The sequence below is a fragment of the Streptomyces akebiae genome, assembly GCF_019599145.1.
Classification (GTDB): domain Bacteria; phylum Actinomycetota; class Actinomycetes; order Streptomycetales; family Streptomycetaceae; genus Streptomyces; species Streptomyces akebiae.
Window position 1 is genome coordinate 7,272,996 of sequence record NZ_CP080647.1, and the last position, 23,376, is coordinate 7,296,371.

24 protein-coding genes are annotated in these 23,376 nt (G+C 68.8%); 12 read left to right on the top strand and 12 right to left on the bottom strand.

The window, feature by feature from the left end; all coding sequences use genetic code 11:
* Positions 1-12 precede the first annotated feature (12 nt).
* The 4 genes from K1J60_RS31475 to K1J60_RS31490 all read right to left on the bottom strand — a co-directional run bounded on the left by K1J60_RS31475 (position 13) and on the right by K1J60_RS31490 (position 3,495).
* Entirely contained in the window at positions 13-675 is a 663-nt protein-coding gene (locus K1J60_RS31475) for a JAB domain-containing protein (protein WP_220649158.1), read from the bottom strand.
* A 23-nt stretch (positions 676-698) separates the two neighbouring features.
* Positions 699-2,402: a DUF262 domain-containing protein gene (locus tag K1J60_RS31480; RefSeq protein WP_220649159.1), complete on the bottom strand. Its 1,704-nt coding sequence runs from the start codon at positions 2,400-2,402 to the stop codon at positions 699-701.
* 90 nt (positions 2,403-2,492) lie between these two features.
* The gene (locus K1J60_RS31485; RefSeq protein WP_220649160.1) at positions 2,493-2,687 is read right to left on the bottom strand and encodes a DUF397 domain-containing protein; all 195 of its coding nucleotides are present in this window, start codon (positions 2,685-2,687) and stop codon (positions 2,493-2,495) included.
* Positions 2,647-3,495 (bottom strand): helix-turn-helix domain-containing protein, encoded by an 849-nt coding sequence (locus K1J60_RS31490; protein WP_220649161.1) that lies wholly within the window; start codon positions 3,493-3,495, stop codon positions 2,647-2,649. The genes K1J60_RS31485 and K1J60_RS31490 overlap by 41 nt, the downstream gene beginning before the upstream one ends.
* 116 nt (positions 3,496-3,611) lie before the next feature.
* On the opposite strand from K1J60_RS31490, the gene K1J60_RS31495 reads away from it, so the two are divergent.
* A complete protein-coding gene (locus tag K1J60_RS31495) occupies positions 3,612-4,019 on the top strand; it encodes an ATP-binding protein (protein WP_220651792.1) in 408 nt (135 codons plus the stop codon).
* 23 nt (positions 4,020-4,042) lie between these two features.
* Here K1J60_RS31495 and K1J60_RS31500 read toward each other — a convergent pair whose 3' ends face one another.
* Both K1J60_RS31500 and K1J60_RS31505 read right to left on the bottom strand, forming a co-directional pair.
* On the bottom strand, positions 4,043-4,864 hold the full coding sequence (locus K1J60_RS31500) for a serine hydrolase domain-containing protein (RefSeq protein ID WP_220649162.1): 822 nt from the start codon (positions 4,862-4,864) through the stop codon (positions 4,043-4,045).
* A 19-nt stretch (positions 4,865-4,883) separates the two neighbouring features.
* Complete coding sequence (locus K1J60_RS31505; RefSeq protein WP_220649163.1) at positions 4,884-5,360, bottom strand: GNAT family N-acetyltransferase; 477 nt, start codon at positions 5,358-5,360, stop codon at positions 4,884-4,886.
* A 96-nt stretch (positions 5,361-5,456) separates the two neighbouring features.
* Here K1J60_RS31505 and K1J60_RS31510 point away from each other — a divergent pair, with 96 nt between their 5' ends.
* Entirely contained in the window at positions 5,457-5,951 is a 495-nt protein-coding gene (locus K1J60_RS31510) for a MerR family transcriptional regulator (RefSeq protein WP_220649164.1), read from the top strand.
* Entirely contained in the window at positions 5,948-6,973 is a 1,026-nt protein-coding gene (locus K1J60_RS31515) for an aldo/keto reductase (protein WP_220649165.1), read from the top strand. The genes K1J60_RS31510 and K1J60_RS31515 overlap by 4 nt, the downstream gene beginning before the upstream one ends.
* A 91-nt stretch (positions 6,974-7,064) precedes the next feature.
* On the opposite strand, the gene K1J60_RS31520 is transcribed toward K1J60_RS31515, so the two are convergent.
* The 3 genes from K1J60_RS31520 to K1J60_RS31530 all read right to left on the bottom strand — a co-directional run bounded on the left by K1J60_RS31520 (position 7,065) and on the right by K1J60_RS31530 (position 9,981).
* Positions 7,065-7,925 carry a DUF4429 domain-containing protein gene (locus tag K1J60_RS31520; protein ID WP_220649166.1) on the bottom strand — a complete coding sequence of 287 codons (861 nt, stop codon included), beginning with the start codon at positions 7,923-7,925 and terminating at the stop codon, positions 7,065-7,067.
* A gap of 75 nt (positions 7,926-8,000) precedes the next feature.
* Positions 8,001-9,209, bottom strand: coding sequence for an alpha/beta hydrolase (locus K1J60_RS31525; protein ID WP_220649167.1), 1,209 nt, complete (start codon positions 9,207-9,209; stop codon positions 8,001-8,003).
* 124 nt (positions 9,210-9,333) lie between these two features.
* On the bottom strand, positions 9,334-9,981 hold the full coding sequence (locus K1J60_RS31530; RefSeq protein ID WP_220649168.1) for a TetR family transcriptional regulator: 648 nt from the start codon (positions 9,979-9,981) through the stop codon (positions 9,334-9,336).
* A gap of 97 nt (positions 9,982-10,078) precedes the next feature.
* On the opposite strand from K1J60_RS31530, the gene K1J60_RS31535 reads away from it, so the two are divergent.
* Complete coding sequence (locus K1J60_RS31535) at positions 10,079-11,704, top strand: MFS transporter (protein ID WP_220649169.1); 1,626 nt, start codon at positions 10,079-10,081, stop codon at positions 11,702-11,704.
* Between the two features lie 286 nt (positions 11,705-11,990).
* Positions 11,991-12,296, top strand: coding sequence for a small hydrophobic protein (locus tag K1J60_RS31540; RefSeq protein ID WP_220649170.1), 306 nt, complete (start codon positions 11,991-11,993; stop codon positions 12,294-12,296).
* Positions 12,297-12,494: 198 nt separating this feature from the next.
* Here K1J60_RS31540 and K1J60_RS31545 read toward each other — a convergent pair whose 3' ends face one another.
* Positions 12,495-13,250 carry a potassium channel family protein gene (locus tag K1J60_RS31545; protein ID WP_220649171.1) on the bottom strand — a complete coding sequence of 252 codons (756 nt, stop codon included), beginning with the start codon at positions 13,248-13,250 and terminating at the stop codon, positions 12,495-12,497.
* 72 nt (positions 13,251-13,322) lie between these two features.
* The gene (gene aceE / locus K1J60_RS31550; protein WP_220649172.1) at positions 13,323-16,070 is read right to left on the bottom strand and encodes a pyruvate dehydrogenase (acetyl-transferring), homodimeric type; all 2,748 of its coding nucleotides are present in this window, start codon (positions 16,068-16,070) and stop codon (positions 13,323-13,325) included.
* Between the two features lie 423 nt (positions 16,071-16,493).
* Between aceE and K1J60_RS31555 the strand changes: the two genes are divergently transcribed.
* The 6 genes from K1J60_RS31555 to K1J60_RS31580 all read left to right on the top strand — a co-directional run bounded on the left by K1J60_RS31555 (position 16,494) and on the right by K1J60_RS31580 (position 21,114).
* Positions 16,494-16,934: a DUF3052 domain-containing protein gene (locus K1J60_RS31555; RefSeq protein ID WP_033527287.1), complete on the top strand. Its 441-nt coding sequence runs from the start codon at positions 16,494-16,496 to the stop codon at positions 16,932-16,934.
* 166 nt (positions 16,935-17,100) lie between these two features.
* Positions 17,101-17,559, top strand: a complete 459-nt coding sequence (locus K1J60_RS31560; protein WP_033527288.1) for a peroxiredoxin — start codon at positions 17,101-17,103, stop codon at positions 17,557-17,559.
* Between the two features lie 113 nt (positions 17,560-17,672).
* A complete protein-coding gene (locus tag K1J60_RS31565) occupies positions 17,673-18,248 on the top strand; it encodes a calcium homeostasis/redox stress adaptation protein (protein ID WP_033527289.1) in 576 nt (191 codons plus the stop codon).
* Between the two features lie 169 nt (positions 18,249-18,417).
* The gene (locus tag K1J60_RS31570; protein ID WP_184894669.1) at positions 18,418-18,993 is read left to right on the top strand and encodes a TerD family protein; all 576 of its coding nucleotides are present in this window, start codon (positions 18,418-18,420) and stop codon (positions 18,991-18,993) included.
* A gap of 125 nt (positions 18,994-19,118) precedes the next feature.
* Positions 19,119-20,264: a DUF475 domain-containing protein gene (locus tag K1J60_RS31575; RefSeq protein ID WP_220649173.1), complete on the top strand. Its 1,146-nt coding sequence runs from the start codon at positions 19,119-19,121 to the stop codon at positions 20,262-20,264.
* A gap of 109 nt (positions 20,265-20,373) precedes the next feature.
* Positions 20,374-21,114, top strand: coding sequence for a TerD family protein (locus tag K1J60_RS31580; RefSeq protein WP_220649174.1), 741 nt, complete (start codon positions 20,374-20,376; stop codon positions 21,112-21,114).
* A 41-nt stretch (positions 21,115-21,155) separates the two neighbouring features.
* Here the strand turns inward: K1J60_RS31580 and K1J60_RS31585 are convergent, their stop codons facing one another.
* Positions 21,156-21,992, bottom strand: a complete 837-nt coding sequence (locus tag K1J60_RS31585; RefSeq protein ID WP_220649175.1) for a TerD family protein — start codon at positions 21,990-21,992, stop codon at positions 21,156-21,158.
* A 190-nt stretch (positions 21,993-22,182) separates the two neighbouring features.
* Between K1J60_RS31585 and K1J60_RS31590 the strand changes: the two genes are divergently transcribed.
* Positions 22,183-23,349 (top strand): HpcH/HpaI aldolase/citrate lyase family protein, encoded by a 1,167-nt coding sequence (locus tag K1J60_RS31590; protein WP_220649176.1) that lies wholly within the window; start codon positions 22,183-22,185, stop codon positions 23,347-23,349.
* Positions 23,350-23,376 lie beyond the last annotated feature (27 nt).

Below are 23,376 nucleotides of genomic sequence, written 5' to 3' on the forward strand. Positions count from 1 at the left end.
CCTCACCCCAGCTCACTCGCGCGAAACCCGCCGCCACCCCCCATCCGTAACCACCACATGGTCCAGGAACCGCAGACCGACCGCCGCCGCCCCCGCCGCCAGGCGGGTCGTGGCGCGGCGGTCGGCCTCGCTTGGGTCGGTGCAACCCGTGGGGTGGTTGTGGGCGACGCCGAACGACGTGCCGCCCGCCGCGAGGACCAGGGCCAGGACGTCGCGGACCGGGAGCAGGCTGCGGTCCGTCGCGCCTTCCGTGAGGACGGTCGTGCGGATGACCGAGCCCGACCCGTCGCAGACGACCACGACGACGCGTTCGTGTCGCAGGCCGTGGAGGTGGGGAGCCGCGATCGTCGCCAAGTCGGCCGATCCGCGTACCCGTTGGCGGGCTGAGGACGGTGGCGGCGCCACTCGGCGGCCCAGCTGGAACGCCGCCGCGACCCGTGCCGCCTTAGCCGGACCGATCCCGGCCAGGCCCGCCGCCAGCTCATGCGCGGGGAGCCGGGACAGTGCGTACAAGCCGCCGTGCCGGTGGATCAGCTGCCCGGCCAGCTCCACCGCATCCTGGCCGGGGAGCCCCGCGCCCAGCAGCAGCGCCAGAAGCTCACGATCGGACAACGCCTCCGCGCCGCGCGCCAACAGCCGTTCGCGTGGTCGGTCCCGGGCCGGTACGTCCCGCATCCGTACCACCGCCCCACACCCCCTCAGTCCACCGAGTCGCGGTCGAGAGGTTCTGAGTCAGTGGCTACCGGGGGGTCGGGCTCCGGGTCGGGCGAGGGGGCGAACGGCTCTGCGTCTGCGCTGCTTCCCGCCGCCGAGCCGATGAGCTCCATGAGCCGCCGGTGCAGTGTCTCCGAGCGGGCCCGCAGAAACGCGTCGTAGTCGTCGCGCAACGCGGCCTGGTACGCGTCCTCTTCGATCAGGCAGGTGCGCAGCCGTTCCCGCAGCTTGTCCTCGCCGTGCCAGTTGGCCAGGTCCCTCAAGTAGGCGGAGGGACGGCGGTCGGAGATCCAGTTGTTGGTGATCGCGCTGAGCATGATCAGGTTGCCGCAGACGTTGTCCTTCCCCGCCTTCACCCCCTCCTTCCTCAGGTACGCACGCGGGAAGAAGTGGTGGAACTGCTTCCCGTTCTGCCAGGAGAGCGCGTCGGCCACATCGATGACGAGACCCGTGTTCAGATCGACGGGCTTCTCGTACGACATCAGGAGCACCAGAAGCTTGCTGGGCGCGTTCTGCCGGGAGAACTGCGCGCGCTGCCACAGGACGCTTCGAGGCAGTGCGGCCGCTGTCTCGACCTCCGTCGAGCGGCCCGCCGCGAACTCCGTCACGGCCGTCAGGTCAGGCCCCATCTGGGACTCACGCCAGCCCTTGAAGTACTCGCCGCTCGCCGTCAGCCAGAACCAGCGCGTCACGGCCTCGTACTGGGCCGCCGTCGGCTTGGGCAGTTGCCTGAACAGCTCGACCAGGACGGCGAACTGGTTGTAGTACGGCAGCGCTTCGGCCTGTGGGGTGTGGATCTGGGTGGAGAGGAAGTCGACTGCCCGCGCAGCCGCCTTGCCCGCGTCGCTGACGGCTGCCTGGAGCTGCTGACGGTCCAGCCCGCGCAGTTCGTGGATGGATTTGGTGGAAAAGCCGAAGCCCGCTGCCGCCGAGATCGTCCGCAACATGGTCTTGGCGTCGACCCGGCCGTACTTCTTGGCGTCGAGGACCTGGAGAAGCTGCTCGATCTCGTCCTTGAGGTCGAAGTCCTTCGACCAGGTGCCGGCCCGGATCAGATCGACGATGTCCATGGACGTGCCCGTACTGTTGATCCGCTCGAAAATCCGGGCCGAGTCCTCTTCGGAGACGTCGAGCAGTGTCACCAACGGCACCTGATAGTGCGCGAACTGTTCGCTCAGCGCTTGTGCGCGACGCTGAAGCTCGGCGCTCGGCTTGTCCCGCTGGATCCACGACAGGATCGCGCCGACCGAGGTGAGATCCCGGACCGGGATGATGTGCGGCCCTGTCGGGGTCTCCTCCGTGAGGTGCAGGAACTCCTCGCGCTCCAAGTCGTACGCGATCTCCCAGATCGCCCCGGAGCCGTGCAGCGCGCCGACCAGGCTTGCCAGTCGCTGCTGACCGTCGAGGACGTAGTGCACCGGGGCGCCCTCGTGCTGCGGCACGGTGTCCAGGCCCGCGATCTCGTGTCCGCTGGCCAACTTGGCCGTTGTGCGCCACATGAGCAGGCTGCCGATGGGGTAGTTGCGGCGCACTGAGTCGAGCAGATACAGGATCTGTTGCGGGGTCCAGACGAACGCCCGCTGGAACTTGGGTAAAACGATGTCGCCGCTCAGGACCCGCGAAGCGAGTGAGGTGATCGGTGCGATCGTCGGCTCGGGCGCGCGCATCTTCGCCGATGACGTCCCCATTGCGTACCCCCTGATCGCAGGACCCGACAGCTGGAACAGCTGCGAGACCGATCGTAGGGGGCACCACTGACAATCGAACGAGCCTGCCTTCTACCGGAGCCCGTCCACGAACGCCCGCCAGGCGTCAAGGCCGACGATCAGGACAGCGCCGCTGACGTTCTTGCTGTCGCGCACGGGGACGGTACCGGGGAAGCCGTCGGCCACCTCGACACAGTCGCCGCCGGTGCTTCCGCTGTAGCTGGACTTACGCCACCGCGCGTTCTCCAGGTGCGGGCTGTTCTCCATAACGCTCCTCCATCACGCGGGTGATCAGTGTCGCCGAATCCTCAACGGAGAGAGCGGCGGCCTGGAGATGAGCGTAACGGCGTGCGGCTTCCCTGATGGTCTCAGGGTTGGCGGTCATATGACCGGAGATGAGGTCCTCCGTGTAGATGATGTCTGGGTCACTATCGAAGCGAAGAAGGTTGAACGCGCCGTCCAGGCTCGTGTGTTCACCGGCCCTGAACGGCAACACCTGGATCCGCATCCACCGGTGCTCGGCGAACTCCAACAGCCGGGCCAGTTGCCCTCGCATGACCTCCCGGCCACCGACGGGCCGGTGCAGTACGGCCTCGTCCAGGATCGCCCAGGCCAGCGGGGGCTGCTCCCGCTCCAGGATGCGCTGGCGCTCCATCCGGGCCGCGACCAGCCCGTCGAGATCGTCGGGCATGCCGGTGGCCAGCACCGCCCGCGCGTACTCCTCCGTCTGCAGCAGTCCATACACCAACTGTGCCTGGTACGTGGAGATGTACGTGGCCTTCGCCTCCATCTCCGCGTACGGCTGGAACCAGTTGGGCAGTTGACTGCGGAGCACGAGGCCGATCAGTCGGGAGAACACCCCGTCCGTGCCGAGCGCCGCGTCCACCCGCTCGGAGAAGTCGCGGGTGGGAATCTTCTTCGTGGTCTCGATCTGACCGACCAACGAGCCTGTGCAGAAGATGATCTCGCCGAGCTGGCCCTGCTTGAGGCCGTGCGCCTCGCGCTGTCGGCGCAACTCCCAGCCGTAGTAGTCGAGCGGGGAAGCGCTGGGGTCGAGTGATTGGATGTTGGCCACTGCGGTACCTCCGGCTTCCAACGCCTCGTGGCGTTCGTTTCTTTGCGTAGTCGAGCGTAAGCGAAGCGTTGCACTCTGGTGATGTGAATCACGTAACCGATCCGTCGACGGCGGACATGACGGACATCGAGAACGAGTACTGCGCCGAGTTCGCGCTGGGCGAGCACTCGGCTCGGCATCTTCGCCGCATTCTGCGGCTCTGCCTCACCGGCGCGGGCATGCCGGAGGTGGTCGACGCTGCCGAGCTGGCGCTGACAGAGCTCGTTGCCAACGTCGTCCGGCACGTACCAGATCGCCGCTGCCGTATCTGTTTCCTGCTCCGACGCGGCGGCGTGCGGGTGGAGATCGCCGACAGTTGCTCGCGACTGCCCGTACCTGCAACCGGAGACGCACTCGCCGAAGGCGGGCGTGGTCTGCTCCTCGTCGAGGCGGTCACCGACCGGTGGGGGGTGGAGCCGTACCCCGACAGGAGGGGCAAGACGGTGTGGTTCGAGTGCCTGGCCAAGGCGTCGGGCGGAGGGTGAGGCCCCCGGTGGTCAGAAGTACCTCAGCCCCGCAGCTCCGCGAGCACCGCGTCCGTGAACGGGGTCCACGCCTCGACCGCCCACGGCCCGAACGCCCGGTCCGTCAACGCGACGCACGCCAGTCCGGCGACGGGGTCGATCCACAGGAACGTCCCCGACTGCCCGAAGTGCCCGAAGGTCCCCGGCGACGACGAAGTGCCCGTCCAGTGCGGCGACTTGGAGTCCCGGATCTCGAAGCCGAGCCCCCAGTCGTTGGGGTTCTGGTGCCCGTAGCCCGGCAGGACGCCCTTCGTGCCCGGGTACTGCACGGTCATCGCCGCCGCGACCGTCCGGGGGTCCAGCAGCCGGGGCGCCTGCACCTCGGCGGCGAACCGCACCAGGTCCTCGACGGTCGAGACGCCGTCCTTCGCCGGGGAGCCGTCCAGCGAGGTGGACGTCATCCCGAGCGGTTCGAGCACCGCCTGCCGCGCGTACTCCGCAAACGGGATGTCCGCCGCCTTGGCCACATGGTCCCCGAGCACCTCGAAACCGGCGTTGGAGTACAGCCGCCGTTCCCCGGGCGGGGCCGTCACCCGGTGCTCGTCGAAGGCCAGCCCCGAGGTGTGCGCCAGCAGATGCCGCACGGTCGACCCCGCCGGCCCCGCCGCCTCGTCCAGCTCGATCGCCCCCTCCTCGTACGCGACCAGCACGGCGTACGCGGCGAGCGGCTTGGTGACCGAGGCCAGCGGGAAGCGGTGCCCGAGGGGTCCGTGGGTCCCGAGGACGGTGCCGTCCGCCCGCACGACAGCGGCGGCGGCGGTGGGAACCGGCCAGTTCTCGATCAGGGCGAGGCTCTGCAGTGACATGCCCACGAGCCTAAGCGGCTCAGAGGTTCAGCTGCATCAAGGGGTCGGGGCGGCGCCGGAAGCCCATCGACGCGTACAGGGGCTCGGCCTCGGCGGAGGCGGTCAGGTGGACGTGTCCGGCGCCGACCTCGCGGAACCACTCGACGAGGGCCTCCATGCAGGCGCGGGCGTACCCCCGGCGCCGGCAGTCCGGGTCGGTGGCCACGCTGAAGACGTGCCCGACCGCGCCCCGCGGGTTGCCCGGCTTCCCGATCCGGTAGTCGATCGTCCCCACCACCAGCGCCGCCAGCGCGTCGGGCCGCTCCGGATGGTCGACGACGAAGGCCGCGAACTCCCCTTCGGAACCGCCGAGTCGGCGCCGCAGGACCGGCAGGGACTCCGTGTGCCAGCCGGTGGGACCGCCCACTCCCGGGGGCCCCATCGAGTCGATCATCACCTGGCGCAGCCGGAGCACTTCCGCCGCGTCCGCGGCCGTGGCACGTCGTACGAGACTCATGTCCGCACGCTAACCAGCGAGTTCACGTCACGTCCTCGCGTTTTCTCACCTGATTCGCTTGCTTCGAGCGCGCTCCAAGGTTTTAGCGTGGTGGTCATGACGGTGATGGAGACCACGAGTACGACGAGTGTCGAGAGTGCCACGAGTACTGCCGGTACCGACAGTTGCGCCGGTCCGCCGCTCAAGCCGCGTCGGCCGGACGGGCAGGACAGATACACGATCAGCGAGGTGGTCGACCTCACCGGGCTGACGGCGCACACCCTGCGCTGGTACGAGCGGATCGGGCTGATGCCCCACATCGACCGCTCCCACACCGGCCAGCGCCGCTACCGCAACCGTGACCTCGACTGGCTCGACCTCGTCGGCAAGCTCCGGCTCACCGGTATGCCGGTCGCCGACATGGTCCGCTACGCCGAGCTGGTGCGCGAGGGCGACCACACCTACACCGAGCGCTTCGACCTGCTCAAGTCGACCCGGGACGACGTCCTGTCCCGGATCGCCGAGCTGCAGGACACCCTGAGCGTGCTCGACCGAAAGATCAACTTCTACGCTGACGCCGGGCGGGCCCTGGCGTCTGAGAGGGCTTCATGACGGACGGCAGGACGAACGGCGGCATCGCCAAGGCACGGCTGGGCGCCGACGGCCCCGAGGTCGGGGTGCAGGGCCTCGGCTGCATGGGCATGAGCTTCGCGTACGGCCCCTCGGACGCGGCGGAGTCCAGGGCCACCCTGGAGCGCGCGCTGGAACTGGGCGTGACGCTGTACGACACGGCCCACGCGTACGGCGCCGGGGAGAACGAGAGGTTCCTGTCCCCCTTCTTCAAGGCGCACCGGGACGAGGTCGTCGTCGCCACCAAGTTCGGCCTGGCCATCGACCCCGACGACCCGACGAAACGGATCATCCGCAACGACGCCGCCCACATCCGGGAGTCCGTCGAGGGAAGCCTGCGCCGTCTCGACGTCGATGTGATCGACCTCTACTACATGCACCGCCGCGACGTGAGCGTGCCCATCGAGGAGGCCGTCGGCGTCATGGCCGACCTGGTCCGCGAGGGCAAGGTCAAGCAGCTGGGCCTGAGCGAGGTCACGGCCGCCGAGCTACGCACCGCCCACACCGTGCACCCCATCGCGGCCCTGCAGTCCGAGTGGTCGCTCTTCAGCCGTGACATCGAGGCGAACGTGGTCCCCACGGCCCGCGAGCTCGACGTCACCCTCGTCGCCTACTCTCCGCTCGGCCGCGGCTTCCTCACCGGCTCCTTCGCCAAGGCGGAGGACCTCACCGCCGACGACTTCCGTCGTCAGCAGCCCCGCTTCACCGGCGACAACGCCGCCGCCAACGCGGCCCTCCTGGACCCCGTCCGCAAGGTCGCCGAGGCCCACGGCGCCACCCTCGGCCAGACGGCCCTGGCCTGGGTCCACCAGCAGTCGGCGGTGCACGGCCTCCCGGTCGTCCCGATCCCGGGCACCCGCAAGCCGGCAAGGGTGGAGGAGAACGCGGCGGCGACGAGGATCGTCCTGGGCGAGGAGGACATGGCCCTGCTGGAACCGATAGCGGCAAAGGTGGCAGGCGACCGCTACGCGGACATGCGCTTCGCTTCCGCAGGCAGGGAGTAGCGCAGCGCGCCCCAAAGGGGAGCGGGGAACTGCGCGACGAGCCACGACGCACCCGCAGCCGCACACATCGCGCTCCCTGAACGGCGGTCGGCTAAAGCTCAGCCAACAACTCCGCCTTCTTCACACTGAACTCCTCATCAGTGACCAGCCCCGCCTCATGCAACTCCCCGAGGTGCCGGATCCGGTCGGCGATGTCGGCCGGATCCCGCCGGGCCCCGGCGTCGGCGGGTGCCGCCCCCGCCCCCGCACCTCCGGCGGAGCGCACCGCGGCGAGGACCGCGGCGGCGAACGGCAACGACTCGTGCACCGGCCCGTACCCGAGCCCGAACACGACCGCGGCCGGGTCATGGTCCGGCTGAGCCGGCCGCTCCCCGGACGCGTCGCGGCGCAGCAACCGCAGATACCCCTCGAACAGCTCCGGCGACCGCCACTCGACCCCAGCCAGCGCACTCACCGGAAAACTCTGGTCCCCCGCCTTCCACTTCGCCGACGACGCCCCCGTCCAGAACCACCGGAACGACACCGACCGCCCGTCGAACGACGCCTTGCCGTCGTACGCCTTGAACTGCAGCGGCACCTCCGGAGCCGCCACCAGGAAGCGATCGACGGGATCCGACCCGGTCAGCCGGGCCCGCAGTTCGTCGGCGTAGTACTCCGCGAGCGTCTCCCGTTCGGCCGGCAGCACCAGCCGGTACGGGTCGGAGCCCTCCTTGAGCTGGTCGGCCGCCGCCTCCATCAGCGGATCGGCGCCCGGTCGCGGTACGGCACGCAGTACGACGGTGCCCCGCTTCCCGGGTGTCAGTGAAACCCCCGCGATCGCCTCCAGGGGGATGCGCCGCTCACCGAGCGCCTGGAAGAGCTTCGGCGTGCGTATCCCCCGTTCGAAGCGGATGAGCACGGAGTCGGACTCGAACTCCCAGGCGGCATGAAATCCGGCCAGTACGTCACCCATGCGGCTCATCGTATGCGGGTGACGCGGGGAAGTCCCGACCGAGGCGAACCGCACTTTTACCCTCCTCTACGCGCGTCAGGCCGCAGCGCTGTCGGACAGACCTGTCAGACACGCGTCGTTCTCCCGCGCGCACCGCACCGACTCGTACGCGCCGATGCCGATCTCGGCGAAGTTGTGGAGGCTCTCGGTGCCCGGCTCGAAGTAGCCGCTGTGCCCCCGGGCGTCGGCCGCCGACAGAATGCGCGCCCCGAACTCCGAGGAGACCGGGTCGGCGCCGTGACCGAGCCCGCCGACCTCCAGGTAGGGCACGTCCTGGACCCAGTCGTCGGCGTCCCGCATGGCCCACACCCGGGCCGCCGTCCGCAGCTGGCCGACCGTCTCGGCACGCATGCCGGGGCTGCCCGCGACCGCGATGTCGGTGACCCGCGACGGCAGCGAGCGCGCGGCGACCCCGCACACCACGGAGCCGTAGCTGTGGCACACCAGCGCGACCGTGGAGTCGCCCGGCAGGCTCCGCACCAACGCGTTCAGCCGGACCGAGCCCTGTTCGGCCCGCAGCGCGGTCGCCGAGTCCAGGCCGAGGCCGTCGGGTGCGGTGTAGTCGGCCCAGGCGATGACGGCCGTACGCGTCCCGCGGCTCGCCGCGCGCTCCGCGTCGTAGAGCGATTCGGCCATGCCGACGGGGGCCGAGTACCGGCGGTTGGTGCGCTGGAAGTTGATCACGTTGGTGTCGACGCCGGGGACGACGACCGAGACGCGCTCGGCCTTGTCGAGGTTGCCGAAGACCTCGGCGACCCGGCCGTTGCCCTCGGGGTCGAAGGCGAGGATGCGCCGTTTCTGCACGGCCAGCATGTCGAAGCGGTGCATCCGGCGGCCGGCCTCGAACCGGCCGGTCTCGGAGAGCCGTTTGTCGTGCGTGCGTTCCCGTTCGTGCCGGCTCTGCTGCTTCAGCGCGATGCGGTTGGCCCGGTAACGCAGTTCGACGGGCGCGCCGTTCATGTTGCCGACCGCGAGCGGGTAGCGGTGGACGAGCCGGGTGCGCTGCTGCGCGGTGAGCGAGGCGAAGAAGGCCGCCAGGCGGTGCGGGGGCGATTCGGCGTCCGGCAGTTCACGGCCGTCGAGGTGTCCGCTCCGCCACGCGGAGAGCGACGCCTGGAGCGGCGACTTGTCTCTGTGGCTGCGGATCGCGGTCCAGCCGGTGGTCGCCAGCATCACGAAAACCACGGCCAGCGCCAGTAGTGCGCGCCAGACGTTCAGTTGCGGGGAGGAGTCGAAGGAAGTCACTGAAAGGACACACTAAGAGAACGGAAGGGTCTCGCGTTAACCGAGTGAGGGGGATCACGTTTCGATCACGCCCGTTCCGTGCGGTGCGCAGAGAAGCTCCCGATGACGCCTTCGCTGACGCGTTTCAGTCAGTACGCCACTTTTCGGCCAGTGAGGGTCGCAGGGCGTCCAGATGCGCGGCCGTCAGCTCGCGCATCGCCTCCATGCTGAGGTCGTCGCCCAGCGCCCACAGCCGTTCGGTGACGCGCATGACGCCGGCGAACACCGCCACCGCCACGCGCGGCCGGGGGTCGGCCTCGTCGAGCCCCTCGCGCTCGGCGATGATCCGCTCGATCTGCCGCCCCACCTCGTCCGCCCGGCGCAGATGCGCGGCCAGCAGTGCGGGCGTCGACTCGACCATGCCGTACGCGCGCAGATGGAGGTCGAGCGGCACGACCTGGTCGACGACCGCGCCGAAGGCGTCCCAGCCCTCCAGGACGGCGTTGCGCATCGCCTCCAGCGGGGCCTCGTGCGCCGGCCGGGCGCGCACCGCCGCCAGGAAGTGGTCGTGGGTGAGGCTCAGGACCGCGAGCGCGGCCTCCTCCTTGCCCGCGAAGTAGCGGAAGAAGGTGCGTTGCGACACATCGACGGCCTCGGCGATCTCGTCGACCGTCGTGGCCTCGTACCCCCGCGTCGTGAACAGTTCCAGAGCCGCCCGCAGCAGCGCGTCATGCGTGCGCTGCTTCTTGCGTTCGCGCAGTCCGGGCTGCTCCTGTGGCGCCGCCGTCTCCATGAACCCTCGTTTCCGCCCGCTCCTGCGGGTGACGTGACAGTTACCGACTTGTGAATTGGTTTGTCAACTGTCAGTGGCTGTCATTAGCCTCGCACGCATGACTAGTCAGACCACTGTCGACAAGACGGGACCGGGGGACAAGGCGCCAGGCGTCCCGTCGGACCCGACGACGAACCAGGGCCGGGGCCTGCGCGGCCATCCCTGGTTCACCCTCCTCACCGTGGCCGTCGGCGTCATGATGGTCGCCCTCGACGGCACCATCGTGGCCATCGCCAACCCGGCCATCGCCAAGGATCTGGGTGCCACCTGGGCCGATGTCCAGTGGATCACCAACGCGTACTTCCTCGCCCTCGCCGTCACGCTCATCACCGCGGGCAAGCTGGGCGACCGCTTCGGCCACCGCCAGACCTTCCTGATAGGCGTGGTCGGCTTCGCCGCCGCCTCCGGGGCCATCGGCCTGTCGAACTCGGTCGCCTTCGTGGTGACCTTCCGTGTCTTCCAGGGCCTGTTCGGCGCGCTGCTGATGCCGGCCGCGCTCGGCCTGCTGCGTGCCACGTTCCCCGCCGAGAAGCTGAACATGGCGATCGGCATCTGGGGCATGGTCATCGGCGCCTCCACCGCGGGCGGCCCGATCCTCGGCGGCTTCCTGGTGGAGAACGTCAGCTGGCAGTCGGTGTTCTGGATCAACGTCCCGGTCGGCGTCCTCGCCGTGGCCCTCGGTGCCTGGATCCTGCTGGACCACCGCGCCGAGAACGCCCCGCGCTCCTTCGACGTCCTGGGCATCGCCCTGCTCTCCGGCGCCATGTTCTGCCTGGTCTGGGCGCTCATCAAGGCCCCGGAGTGGGGCTGGGGCGACGGCCAGACCTGGACCTTCCTGGTCGTCTCCGTCGTCGGCTTCGTCCTCTTCGCCTTCTGGGAGACGAAGGTGAAGGAGCCGCTCATCCCGCTGGCCCTCTTCCGTTCCGTACCGCTCTCGGCGGGTGTCGTCCTGATGGTCCTGATGGCCATCGCCTTCATGGGCGGCCTGTTCTTCGTGACGTTCTACCTCCAGAACGTGCACGGCATGAGCCCCATCGACGCGGGTCTGCACCTGCTCCCGCTCACCGGCATGATGATCGTCGGCTCGCCGCTCGCCGGCGCGCTGATCACCAAGGCCGGACCGCGTATCCCGCTGGCGGGCGGCATGGCCCTCACCGCGATCGCGATGTACGGCATGTCGACGCTTCAGACCGACACCGGCAGCGCCGTGATGTCCCTCTGGTTCGCCCTCCTCGGCCTGGGCCTGGCCCCGGTGATGGTCGGCGCCACCGAGGTGATCGTCGGCAACGCGCCCCTGGAGCTGTCCGGTGTCGCGGGCGGTCTCCAGCAGGCCGCGATGCAGATCGGCGGCAGCCTCGGTACGGCCGTGCTGGGCGCCGTGATGACGTCCAAGGTGGACAGCGACTTCGCGGGCAACTGGAAGGACGCGGGACTTCCGCCGCTCGACGAGGCGCAGCTCGCCCAGGCCAAGCAGGCCGTCCAGCAGGGCGCCGCGCCGGTCGCCGAGGGCACCCCGGCGGAGATCGCCGCGAAGATCACCACGGTCGCGCACGACACGTTCATCTCCGGCATGAGCCTGGCGTCCCTCGTCGCCGCCGGGGTCGCCGCGGTCGCCGTCCTCGTGGCGTTCCTGACCAAGCGCGGCGTCAACGCCGAGGCGGGTGCCGGAGCGGCGCACATCTAACAGCTCCGCCACTGCTTCACGCGCGGGTTTCCGCCCGCGTTCGCCTATCAGGGTGACAATGCTAAAGATCGCTTCCACCCGGTACGCGCCGCAGGTCACAGTGGGTCAAGTCCTCCGCACGGCATGGTCGTTCGACCGCGGAGCGACCGGGGGTCTGCGGCGCGCTGCCGGAGGGGGGCAGCGCGCGCAGGTCGGCTCCGCCAACCTTCCCTGGTTTCAACCACTCCGCAGGGGTACTCGCCACGTCGTACTCGAACTGACCGCGAGGTTCAGGGAGTTGTTGACTATGGCGGGCTTCGGACACGGTACGCGCAGGCACCCCCGATCACGTGGCCGGACGTGGTCATGGACCGGGCCGGATCGCGCGACCCTCGGGATCATCGGAGTCATCTGCGCGATCGCCGGATTCTTCGTCCTGGGCATCGTCCTGGGGCCCGTGGCGGTCCTCTGCGGCTGGCTGGCCATGAACCGCACCTGGTCCGGCGCCCGCCCCGTCCCTGCGATCATCGCGGTCGTTCTGGGTGCGATCGACACGATCCTGGCCATCATCTGGCTCGCGGGAGTGACCGGGCCGGGAACGGGTCTCGTCTGAGCGTGCGGCCCGGTGGGGCTTCTCGCGCAGTTCCCCGCGCCCCTGAAAGACCAGGCCCTGCGGGCCTGAAAGGGCGCGGGGCCGCAGGGTGAAAAGCACGGGGCGCAGCCCTGCTTTTCAGGGGCGCGGGGAACTGCGCGAGCAACCACGACGCACCCGCACCCGCCGACGCACCCCAACCCCCCACCCTCACCACCCTCACCGGCGTCTCTCCGGCACCCCTTCCACCGACTTCAACGACGCCACCTCCGCCCGCAACAACCGAACCTCCTCGGCCAGTTCCGCTATCGCGGCCGTCTGCCGCCGCTCCTCCGCGTCGTCCTTCTCGAACCGCGCTATGAACCACGCCGCGATGTTCGCGGTCACCACACCCAGCAGGGCGATCCCGGACAGCATGAGCCCGACCGCCAGCACCCGCCCCAGCCCGGTCGTCGGCGCGTGGTCCCCGTACCCCACGGTCGTCATCGTCGTGAACGACCACCACACCGCGTCGTCCAGCGTGTCGATGTTCCCGCCGGGAGCGTCCCGTTCCACGGACAGCACCGCCAGGGACCCGAACATCAGCAGCCCGACGACCGCCCCGCCGACATACGTGGTGAGCTTTATCTGCGAGGCCATCCGCGCGCGCTGCCCCACCAGCAGCAGCGTCGCCACCACCCGCAGCAGCCGCAGCGGCTGGATCACGGGCAGCACCACGGCCGCCAGGTCCAGCCACCGCGACCGTACGAACTCCCACCGCCGCTCCGTGAGGAAGAGCCGGATGAGGTAGTCGAGGGCGAACGCGCCCCACACCCCCCACTCGGCGACCTCGCACCACCACTTCACGTCCGCGCTCGCGTCCGGCCGGACGATCGGCACGGCGTACGCGACGGCGAACACCAGGGCCAGGCCGAGCAGGGGCCGCTGTGTGCGCTGTTCCCAGTGGAGCTGTGCCGATACCGATCGCTGCTTCATGGCGGCATCGTAGGAAACGTGAAGGGGTGGTGAACCCACCGGTTCACCACCCCTTGACACAGGGACCGAATGCTACGCGTCGCCGCCGGCGGCCCCAGGGTCCGCCGCGGCCACGTCGAGCAGCTGGTAGCGGTCGATGGCCTGCTTCAGCACCGAGCGGTCGACCTTGCCCTCACGCGCCAGCTCGGTCAGCACCGCGACCACGATCGACTGCGCGTCGATGTGGAAGAAGCGCCGGGCCGCGCCCCGGGTGTCCGCGAAGCCGAAGCCGTCCGCGCCCAGCGACTGGTACGTGCCCGGCACCCAGCGCGAGATCTGGTCCGGCACCGACCGCATCCAGTCCGAGACGGCCACGAAGGGCCCCTCGGCGCCGCTCAGCTTCTGCGTCACGTACGGGACCTGCTGCTCCTCCTCGGGGTGCAGCAGGTTGTGCCGCTCCACCTCGACCGCCTCACGGCGCAGCTCGTTCCAGGAGGTCGCCGACCAGACGTCCGCCTTGACGTTCCAGTCGGCGGCGAGGATCGCCTGCGCCTCGACCGCCCACGGCACCGCGACACCGGAGGCGATGATCTGCGCGGGGATGGAGCCCGCCTCGCCGGCCCGGTAGCGGTGGATGCCCTTGAGGATGCCCTCGACGTCCACGTCCGCCGGCTCGGCCGGGTGCTGGATGGGCTCGTTGTAGACGGTGAGGTAGTAGAAGACGTCCTCGCCCGGCTTGCCGTCCGCGGTCTCGCCGTACATCCGGCGCAGACCGTCCTGCACGATGTGCGCGATCTCGTACCCGAACGCCGGGTCGTACGCCACGCAGCCCGGGTTGGTGGACGCCAGCAGCTGCGAGTGCCCGTCCGCGTGCTGCAGACCCTCACCGGTCAGGGTCGTGCGCCCGGCGGTCGCGCCCAGGACGAAACCGCGTGCCAGCTGGTCGGACATCTGCCAGAACTGGTCACCGGTGCGCTGGAAACCGAACATCGAGTAGAAGACGTAGACCGGGATGAGCGGTTCGCCGTGCGTGGCGTAGGCCGAACCGGCGGCGATCAGCGACGCCGTGCAGCCCGCCTCCGAGATGCCGTCGTGCAGCATCTGCCCGGTCGGGGACTCCTTGTACGCGAGCAGCAGATCACGGTCGACCGCCTCGTACTGCTGGCCGAGCGGGTTGTAGATCTTCGCGCTCGGGAAGAACGAGTCCATGCCGAAGGTGCGGTACTCATCGGGCGCGATCAGCACGAAGCGCTTGCCGATCTCCTTGTCCCGCATGAGGTCCTTCAGTAGCCGGACGAACGCCATGGTCGTGGCGATCGACTGCTGACCGGATCCCTTCTTCACAGTCGCGTACGTCTTGTCGTCCGGCAGGGCCAGCGGCTTCGCCCGCACGACCCGGGTCGGCACGTACCCGCCGAGCGCCTTGCGGCGGTCGTGCATGTACTGGATCTCCTCGGAGTCCCGCCCGGGGTGGTAGTACGGCGGGGCCCCGCTCTCCAGCTCCTTGTCGGAGATCGGCAGGTGCAGCCGGTCCCGGAAGCGCTTGAGGTCGTCGACCGTCAGCTTCTTCATCTGGTGCGTGGCGTTGCGGCCCTCGAAGTTCGGCCCCAGGGTCCAGCCCTTGACCGTCTTCGCCAGGATGACCGTCGGCTGGCCCTTGTGCTCGTAGGCCGCCTTGTACGCCGCGTAGATCTTGCGGTGGTCGTGACCGCCGCGGCCCAGGTGCAGGATCTGGTCGTCGGTCATGTTCTCGACCATCGCGCGCAGCCGGTGGTCGTCACCGAAGAAGTGGTCGCGGATGTACGCGCCGGTCTCCGTGGCGTACGTCTGGTACTGGCCGTCCGGCGTGGTGTTCATCCGGTTGACCAGCACACCGTCGCGGTCCTGCGCGAGCAGCGGGTCCCAGGAACGGTCCCAGACCAGCTTGATCACGTTCCAGCCGGCGCCCCGGAAGACCGACTCCAGTTCCTGGATGACCTTGCCGTTGCCGCGCACCGGGCCGTCGAGGCGCTGGAGGTTGCAGTTCACCACGAAGGTCAGGTTGTCGAGGCCCTCACGGGCGGCGATCGTCAGCTGGCCGAGTGATTCCGGCTCGTCCATCTCGCCGTCGCCGAGGAACGCCCAGACATGGGACTTGGAGGTGTCGGCGATGCCGCGCGCCTCCATGTACCGGTTCATCCGCGCCTGGTAGATCGCGCCCAGCGGACCGAGGCCCATGGACACGGTCGGGAACTCCCAGAAGTCCGGCATCAGCCGCGGGTGCGGGTAGCTGGACAGGCCGTACGGCGCCTTCGACTTCTCCTGGCGGAAGGCGTCCAGCTGCTGGTCGTCGAGCCGGTCCAGCATGTACGCGCGGGCGTAGATGCCCGGGGAGGCGTGACCCTGGAAGAAGATCTGGTCGCCGCCGTCGCCCTCGTCCTTGCCGCGGAAGAAGTGGTTGAAGCCCACGTCGTAGAGGGAGGCGGAGGACGCGAAGGTCGCGATGTGACCGCCGACGCCGATCCCGGGCCGCTGGGCGCGCGAGACCATCACGGCGGCGTTCCAGCGAGTCGCGTTGAGGATCTTCCGCTCGATCTCCTCGTTGCCGGGGAAGAACGGCTCGGCCTTGGTCGGGATGGTGTTGACGTAGTCCGTGCTGCGCATCTCGGGCACGGCCACGCGCTTCTCGCGGGCCCGCTCGATGAGCCGGAGCATCAGGTAGCGCGCGCGCTCACGGCCGCGCTCGTCCACGGCGGCGTCGAGCGAGTCGAGCCACTCCTGGGTCTCCTCGGGATCGAAGTCAGGGACCTGACTCGGAAGGCCGCCAATGATGATCGGATTGCGATCGGATCCGGAAGCCACGCTGTTCCTTAGCTGTCAGAGGGCCGCTCTTCAGTGGTTCTGCAGGGGTTCTTCAGGAGGTTCTCTAGTTGCCTGCACCGTCCCCCATCGTGTACCTCGGGGACGCAAACGTCATCTCTACCGAGAGGTAACCAGGGCGATTACCCGCTCGACAAAGGTAGTAAAGGTATTCGATGCTCGTACCCCCGGATGGTTGCCGAATGCGCAAAACGGGCAGAACGGTGTGGCGTGCGTCACGGGAGGCTGTGAATCCGCGTAGAGAGTTGCGGTGACACAGCCCGGATCGTCACCGTTTCGGCGGTCTCGAAGGCTGGGTACTTGCGCGATCCGTCCCGCCCGTGTGGACTACGGCCAATGCTTCGCGCACGCGCGTGGCTCATTCCCAGGGGGCGACCCCACCCGAACATGATCAGGAGGCAACCCGTGAGCGCGACCGCGGACCACGCGGAGGAGCGGACGAACCCTGCCGCGAGGCTGGGGTTCCAGCCCGAGCAGGTGGTCCAGGAGATCGGCTACGACGACGATGTCGACCAGGAGCTCCGCGAGTCCATCGAGGAAGTCGTAGGCAGTGAGCTCGTCGACGAGGACTACGACGACGTGGCCGATGCCGTCGTGCTGTGGTTCCGAGACGACGACGGCGACCTGACGGATGTGCTGGTGGACGCCACCACGTACATCGAGGAAGGTGGCTCGATCCTGCTGCTGACGCCCAAGACCGGGCGCGACGGCTATGTGGAGCCCAGCGACATTTCGGAGGCCGCGACGACTGCGGGGTTGTCCGCGTCGAAGAGTGTCAGCGTGGGCAAGGACTGGAGCGGCAGCCGGCTGGTGACGCCGAAGGCCGCCAAGTCCGGTAAGAGGTGACGCTCGCCTAGGAGCTCGGTGGGTTCTGTGCGAGGGCGGCCGCGCGTACGTCGTGGCTTGTCGCGCAGTTCCCCGCGCCCCTCGAAGGTGCCCCTGCGGGGCCCTTCGAGGGGCGTCGTTTTAGGCTGGGTCACCCGAACAGTCCATGAAGGGACTCAGGTAGATCATGGCGATCCAGGTCGGCGACAAGGCCCCCGACTTCGAGCTCAAGGACAACCACGGCGCCACCGTGAAGCTCTCGGACTTCCGCGGCGAGAAGAACGTGGTGGTGCTCTTCTACCCGTTCGCGTTCACCGGGGTGTGCACGGGCGAGCTGTGCGAGCTGCGGGACAACCTCCCGAAGTTCGTCAACGACGACGTGCAGCTGCTGGCCGTGTCGAACGACTCGATCCACACGCTGCGGGTCTTCGCCGAGCAGGAGGGCCTGGAGTACCCGCTGCTGTCGGACTTCTGGCCGCACGGCGAGGTCTCCCGGGCGTACGGCGTGTTCGACGCCGACAAGGGCTGCGCGGTGCGCGGCACCTTCATCGTCGACAAGGAGGGCCTCGTCCGCTGGTCGGTCGTCAACGCCCTGCCCGACGCCCGCGACCTGAACGAGTACCTCGCGGCGCTCGACACCTTGTGATTCTTCGGTTCCACACCCTGCGGGGAACGGGAACCCGTCACTAGGATCGACACGTTGATCCGACACCAACGCACGACGGGGCTCCCCGCCCCTGAAACCAAACGGAGGACTTCGTGGGAGTCAGCCTCAGCAAGGGCGGCAACGTATCGCTGACCAAGGAGGCGCCGGGCCTGACCGCGGTCATCGTGGGTCTGGGGTGGGACATCCGCACCACGACCGGCACCGACTTCGACCTGGACGCCAGCGCCCTGCTGCTGGACTCGTCGGGCAAGGTCAGCAGCGACGCCAACTTCATCTTCTTCAACAACCTGAAGAGCCCCGACGGTTCGGTCGAGCACACCGGCGACAACCTCACCGGTGAGGGCGAGGGCGACGACGAGCAGATCAAGGTCAACCTCGCGACCGTCCCGGCCGAGATCGAGAAGATCGTCTTCCCGGTCTCCATCTACGACGCCGAGAACCGTCAGCAGTCCTTCGGCCAGGTCCGCAACGCCTTCATCCGCGTGGTGAACCAGGCGGGCGAGGCGGAGATCGCCCGCTACGACCTCTCCGAGGACGCCTCCACCGAGACCGCCATGGTCTTCGGTGAGCTCTACCGGCACGGGGCCGAGTGGAAGTTCCGCGCCATCGGCCAGGGCTACGCCTCGGGCCTGCGCGGTATCGCCCAGGACTTCGGTGTGAACGTCTGAGTCGCGGGGGAAGACCCCCGTGCACCACCGACTCACCACGTCCGGCGCCGCTGTCGACACCGACCGCGGCGCCGGACGCGCTCGTACGACGGGGGCGGGCCGCCCTCGTCGTACGGAACAACTGAACAGTTGAGCCACTGAAGCTCGAAAATCGGGGAGGACCAGCACCATGGGCGTCACACTCGCCAAGGGAGGCAATGTCTCCCTCTCCAAGGCCGCGCCGAACCTCACGCAAGTGTTGGTCGGACTCGGCTGGGACGTCCGGACCACCACCGGAGCCCCCTTCGACCTCGACGCCAGCGCGCTGCTGTGCCAGGGCGGCAGGGTGCTGGGGGACGAGTGGTTCGTCTTCTACAACAACCTCAAGAGCCCGGACGGCTCGGTCGAGCACACCGGCGACAACCTCACCGGTGAGGGCGACGGCGACGACGAGTCGCTGATCATCGACCTCTCCCGGGTGCCGGCCGCCGTCGACAAGATCGTCTTTCCGGTCTCCATCCACGACGCCGAGAACCGCGGCCAGGCGTTCGGCCAGGTCAGCAACGCCTTCATCCGTGTGGTCAACCAGGCCGACGGCCAGGAACTCGCCCGCTACGACCTCTCCGAGGACGCCTCCACCGAGACCGCGATGATCTTCGGCGAGGTCTACCGCTACGGCGGGGAGTGGAAGTTCCGAGCGGTGGGACAGGGGTACGCGTCCGGCCTGCGGGGCATCGCTCTCGACTTCGGGGTGAACGTCTCGTAGCGCTATATGCGCAAAAGCCGGGGGCGTGTGGGGTGCGAGGGGTACCCGACTAGACTTCGGGTTCAAAGTTTCGTAAAGCCGCGCGCGGCGCGGGGGAACCCCGTACACACACGATTGGGTAGCCAGTGGTTCTGAAAACCTTCGGCTGGTCGTTCGCGGTCACCGCGCTCGGCTTGGTAGCAGCTGTTCTCTACGACGGATGGACGGCGCTCGGGCTCGTCGCGATCCTGTGCGTCCTGGAGATCTCGCTGTCGTTCGACAACGCGGTGGTCAACGCCGGGATCGTGAAGAAGATGAATGCCTTCTGGCAGAAGATCTTCCTCACCATCGGCATCCTGATCGCCGTCTTCGGTATGCGGCTGGTCTTCCCCGTCGTCATCGTCGCCATCAGTGCCAAGCTCGGGCCGATCGAGGCCGTCGACCTGGCGCTGACCGACAAGGACCAGTACCAGCAGTACGTGACCGACGCGCACCCGTCGATCGCGGCCTTCGGCGGTATGTTCCTGCTGATGATCTTCCTGGACTTCATCTTCGAGGACCGGGACATCAAGTGGCTGGGCTGGCTGGAGCGTCCGCTGGCCAAGCTGGGCAAGATCGACATGCTGTCGGCCTGCATTGCGATGATCATCCTGCTGATCACCTCGATGACCTTCGCGACCCAGGCCCACCAGCACGGCGGCACCCATGCCGACAAGGCGCAGACGGTCCTGATCTCCGGACTCGCGGGTCTGATCACCTATCTCATCGTCGGTGGTCTCTCCGGCTACTTCGAGAACAAGCTGGAGGAGGACGAGGAGCGCGAGCACGAGGAGGAGGAAGAGGCGGCGCGCGCCGGCAAGCCGCGCTCGGCCGTCGCCCTCGCCGGCAAGGCCGCGTTCTTCATGTTCCTCTACCTGGAGGTCCTGGACGCGTCCTTCTCCTTCGACGGTGTCATCGGCGCCTTCGCCATCACCAACGACATCGTCCTGATGGCGCTGGGCCTCGGTGTCGGCGCGATGTACGTCCGGTCGCTGACCGTGTACCTGGTCCGCCAGGGCACCCTCGACGACTACGTCTACCTGGAGCACGGCGCGCACTACGCGATCGGCGCGCTCGCGGCGATCCTCCTCGTCACCATCCAGTACGAGATCAACGAGTTCATCACCGGTTCCATCGGTGTCATCCTGATCGCCTGGTCCTTCTGGTCCTCCGTGCGCCGCAACAAGGCGCTGGCGGCCGAAGAGGGAAAAGCTGACGCCGCCGACAAGGCGGAGGTCACCTCAGGGGTGTGACCACCCGTGAGGTGAGGGCAGGCTCTGGGCGGGGCGGCCGACGAGGACGCATCCTCGTCGGCCGCCCCGCTGGTGGTTGACGCGACGACACGGCAGGTGTGGGGCGGGCATGAGTTTTCTGGACAACCTGTGGCGCGGGCGGGCCTCGGAGTTCGACGCGGGCAACGCGGCGACCAACGCGATCGAGCTGACCAAGCGGCACCAGAAGGTGTCCCTCTCCAAGCAGAACGCGGCGGCCGGCCATCTGCGCGTCAACCTGTCCTGGCGGATGCGGACGTCCGACATCGGCGGCCCCAAACGGCAGAGCGTGCTGCGGCACCCCTTCAAGGCCCTCAGGCCGGAGGAGGTGCAGGCGCACAGCCAGAGCATGGTGAACGTCGACCTCGACCTCGGCTGCCTCTACGAGCTGGCCGACGGCACCAAGGGGGTCGTACAGCCGCTGGGCGGCTTCCTCGGCGACATCAACGAAGCGCCGTACATGCGGCTGAGCGGGGACGACCGGTTCGGTTCCGGGTCCGGCGAGACGATGTACATCAACCTCGATCACCGGGACCAGTTCAAGCGGATGCTGGTCTTCGTCTACATCTACGACCAGACGCCGGCGTTCGACCGTACGCACGCGATCGTGACGCTGTACCCGAGCAACGGGCCGCGGATCGAGATAGGCCTGGACGAGCGGCATCCGCAGGCTCGCTCGTGTGCGGTGGTGATGATCGAGAACGTCAAGGGGGAGATCACCGTGCGCCGGGAGGTGAAGTTCGTCTACGGCTTCCAGGCCGAGCTCGACCGGTTGTACGGGTGGGGCTTGCAGTGGGGCCGGGGATACAAGACCAGGACCGAGCAGCGCTGACCCGGCTCCTGGCACCCCCGAGCCCCTTCACGGGGCGCTGCTCAGCGGCCGATGAACTGCGGGCCCTGCGGGGGCAGGCGGAAGTTCGGGTCCAGGGCCGCCGCCGTGGGCTGGGGGTAACCGTAGGCCGGACCGTTCGTGGTGGCGGGGGTCGGCTGCGGGTGGGGATAGCCGTAGCCCGACTGCTGGGTCGGGGCCGCCGGGGGATAGCCGTACGCGGGCTGGGTCGGGACGCCCGTCGGGGGCTGCTCCGGGGGCAGAGGGGCCGAGATCTCCGGGGCCGGAGCCGGGGTCTGGGTCGTGTCGGTCTCGTCGGCCGCCGCGGCCGCCGCCTCCGACTCGTCGACGGAGATGCCGAAGTCCACGGCGAGGCCCTGGAGGCCGTTGGTGTACCCCTCGCCCAGGGCACGGAACTTCCAGCCGCCGCCCCGGCGGTAGAGCTCGCCGCAGATGAGGGCGGTCTCGTCGCCCGTCTCGGGCTTGATGTCGAAGTACGCCAGCGGCTCGGCGTCGGAGACGGTGGCGTCGTACAGCAGGATGCGCAGGGACCGTACGCGGTCGAAGGAGACGCCCTCGGCGGAGGCCACGAGCAGAATCTGGCTGATGGGGGACTCGACACCGGCCAGGTCGGTCTGGATGGTGTCCGTGAGGCCTTCGGCCACTCGCTTCTGGCCGAGTCGCCACACCTTGCCCGAGGGGTGGCGTGGCTGGTTGTAGAAGACGAAGTCCTCGTCGGACCGTACGCGACCGTCAGGACCGAGGAGCAGCGCCGAGGCGTCGACCACCGGGACGCCCTGTCCGGGCGCCCAGCGCAGCACGGCGCGGACCGCCGTGGCTTCGATCGGGACGTTCGACCCCTTCAGCATCGCGTGCGTCATGCGGTCATCCTGCCCTCTCGGTCCTGATCACGACAACGCGGGGGCGGCGAACCGCCGGGGAAATCGTTCAGCGCCCGACATGGCTGGGTTACCAGAACTTCACGCCTGGCGGGAACTGATGTCACACATTTGTACGTACTATTACCGGCCACAATCGTGACCGGACGCCGAGCAGCCACGGGGGAATCACATGCGTCATTTCGGGCACATCGCCCCTGAGGAGCGGCAGCGGCTCTTCTACCGGGAGCCCGGCGTCTTCGACGCCGACTCCCCGGCCCGTGTGCTCGCCGCCGCACTCGGTGCCACGCTCTACAGCCCGGCGACCCGCGAGCGGCTGGCCGACGACATCGTCAAGCAGGCCGGGCGCGGTGTGGTCTCCATGGTGCTGTGCCTGGAGGACTCCATCGACGACGCGGAGGTCGCGGGCGCCGAGGAGAACCTCGTGCGGCAGTTCACCGACCTCGCCGGCCGGCCGGACGCCGAGCTTCCGCTGCTCTTCATCCGAGTCCGTCATCCCGAGCAGATACCCGACCTGGTCAGCCGGTTCGGTCCGGCCGCACGGCTGCTGTCCGGTTTCGTGTTCCCCAAGTTCACCGAGGAACGAGGCGTGGCCTTCCTGGAGGCCCTCACCGCCGCCGAGGCCGCGAGCGGACGGCGGCTGTTCGGGATGCCGGTCCTCGAGTCGCCCGAGCTGATGTACAGGGAGACGCGCGTAGAGGCGCTCCAGGGCATCGCCCACACCGTCGACAAGTACCGCGACCGGGTCCTCGCGCTGCGCCTCGGCGTCACCGACTTCTGCTCCTCCTACGCGCTGCGCCGGGCGCCGGACATGACGGCGTACGACGTCCAGATCGTCGCCTCCGTGATCGCGGACGTGGTGAACGTGCTGGGGCGCGCCGACGGCACCGGGTTCACGGTGACCGGGCCGGTGTGGGAGTACTTCCGGGTCCAGGAGCGCATGTTCAAGCCACAGCTGCGCAGCAGCCCCTTCCTGGCGAACCGGGCCGTGGAACTGCGCGAGTCGCTCATCGAGCACGCGCTGGACGGTCTGCTGCGCGAGATCTCCCTCGACCAGGCCAACGGGCTGCTCGGCAAGACCTGCATCCATCCCTCGCACGTCCTGCCGGTGCACGCGCTGTCCGTGGTCAGCCATGAGGAGTTCTGCGACGCCCAGGACATCGTGCGGCCGGACCGCAACGGGGGCGGGGTCCTGCGGTCCGCCTCCCGCAACAAGATGAACGAGGTCAAGCCGCACCGGGCCTGGGCGGAAAGGGTCCTGCAGCGCGCCGAGGTGTTCGGTGTCGCCAACGAGGACATCGGGTTCGTGGACCTGTTGGCCGCGGGCCTGCCCGACTGACCATCCACTCGCCGTACCGACTAAGGA

Excerpts from the sequence above, each read along its gene's own strand:
- K1J60_RS31515 (WP_220649165.1), top strand. The coding sequence starts at position 5,948 with ATGACGGACGGCAGGACGAACGGCGGCATCGCCAAGGCACGGCTGGGC.
- K1J60_RS31475 (WP_220649158.1), bottom strand. The coding sequence starts at position 675 with ATGCGGGACGTACCGGCCCGGGACCGACCACGCGAACGGCTGTTGGCG.
- K1J60_RS31585 (WP_220649175.1), bottom strand. The coding sequence starts at position 21,992 with ATGACGCACGCGATGCTGAAGGGGTCGAACGTCCCGATCGAAGCCACG.
- K1J60_RS31485 (WP_220649160.1), bottom strand. The coding sequence starts at position 2,687 with ATGGAGAACAGCCCGCACCTGGAGAACGCGCGGTGGCGTAAGTCCAGC.
- K1J60_RS31570 (WP_184894669.1), top strand. The coding sequence starts at position 18,418 with ATGGGCGTCACACTCGCCAAGGGAGGCAATGTCTCCCTCTCCAAGGCC.
- K1J60_RS31495 (WP_220651792.1), top strand. The coding sequence starts at position 3,612 with ATGACGGACATCGAGAACGAGTACTGCGCCGAGTTCGCGCTGGGCGAG.
- K1J60_RS31520 (WP_220649166.1), bottom strand. The coding sequence starts at position 7,925 with ATGGGTGACGTACTGGCCGGATTTCATGCCGCCTGGGAGTTCGAGTCC.
- K1J60_RS31500 (WP_220649162.1), bottom strand. The coding sequence starts at position 4,864 with ATGTCACTGCAGAGCCTCGCCCTGATCGAGAACTGGCCGGTTCCCACC.
- K1J60_RS31480 (WP_220649159.1), bottom strand. The coding sequence starts at position 2,402 with ATGGGGACGTCATCGGCGAAGATGCGCGCGCCCGAGCCGACGATCGCA.
- K1J60_RS31545 (WP_220649171.1), bottom strand. The coding sequence starts at position 13,250 with ATGAAGCAGCGATCGGTATCGGCACAGCTCCACTGGGAACAGCGCACA.
- K1J60_RS31510 (WP_220649164.1), top strand. The coding sequence starts at position 5,457 with ATGACGGTGATGGAGACCACGAGTACGACGAGTGTCGAGAGTGCCACG.
- K1J60_RS31505 (WP_220649163.1), bottom strand. The coding sequence starts at position 5,360 with ATGAGTCTCGTACGACGTGCCACGGCCGCGGACGCGGCGGAAGTGCTC.
- K1J60_RS31530 (WP_220649168.1), bottom strand. The coding sequence starts at position 9,981 with ATGGAGACGGCGGCGCCACAGGAGCAGCCCGGACTGCGCGAACGCAAG.
- K1J60_RS31535 (WP_220649169.1), top strand. The coding sequence starts at position 10,079 with ATGACTAGTCAGACCACTGTCGACAAGACGGGACCGGGGGACAAGGCG.
- K1J60_RS31540 (WP_220649170.1), top strand. The coding sequence starts at position 11,991 with ATGGCGGGCTTCGGACACGGTACGCGCAGGCACCCCCGATCACGTGGC.
- K1J60_RS31580 (WP_220649174.1), top strand. The coding sequence starts at position 20,374 with ATGAGTTTTCTGGACAACCTGTGGCGCGGGCGGGCCTCGGAGTTCGAC.
- K1J60_RS31590 (WP_220649176.1), top strand. The coding sequence starts at position 22,183 with ATGCGTCATTTCGGGCACATCGCCCCTGAGGAGCGGCAGCGGCTCTTC.
- K1J60_RS31560 (WP_033527288.1), top strand. The coding sequence starts at position 17,101 with ATGGCGATCCAGGTCGGCGACAAGGCCCCCGACTTCGAGCTCAAGGAC.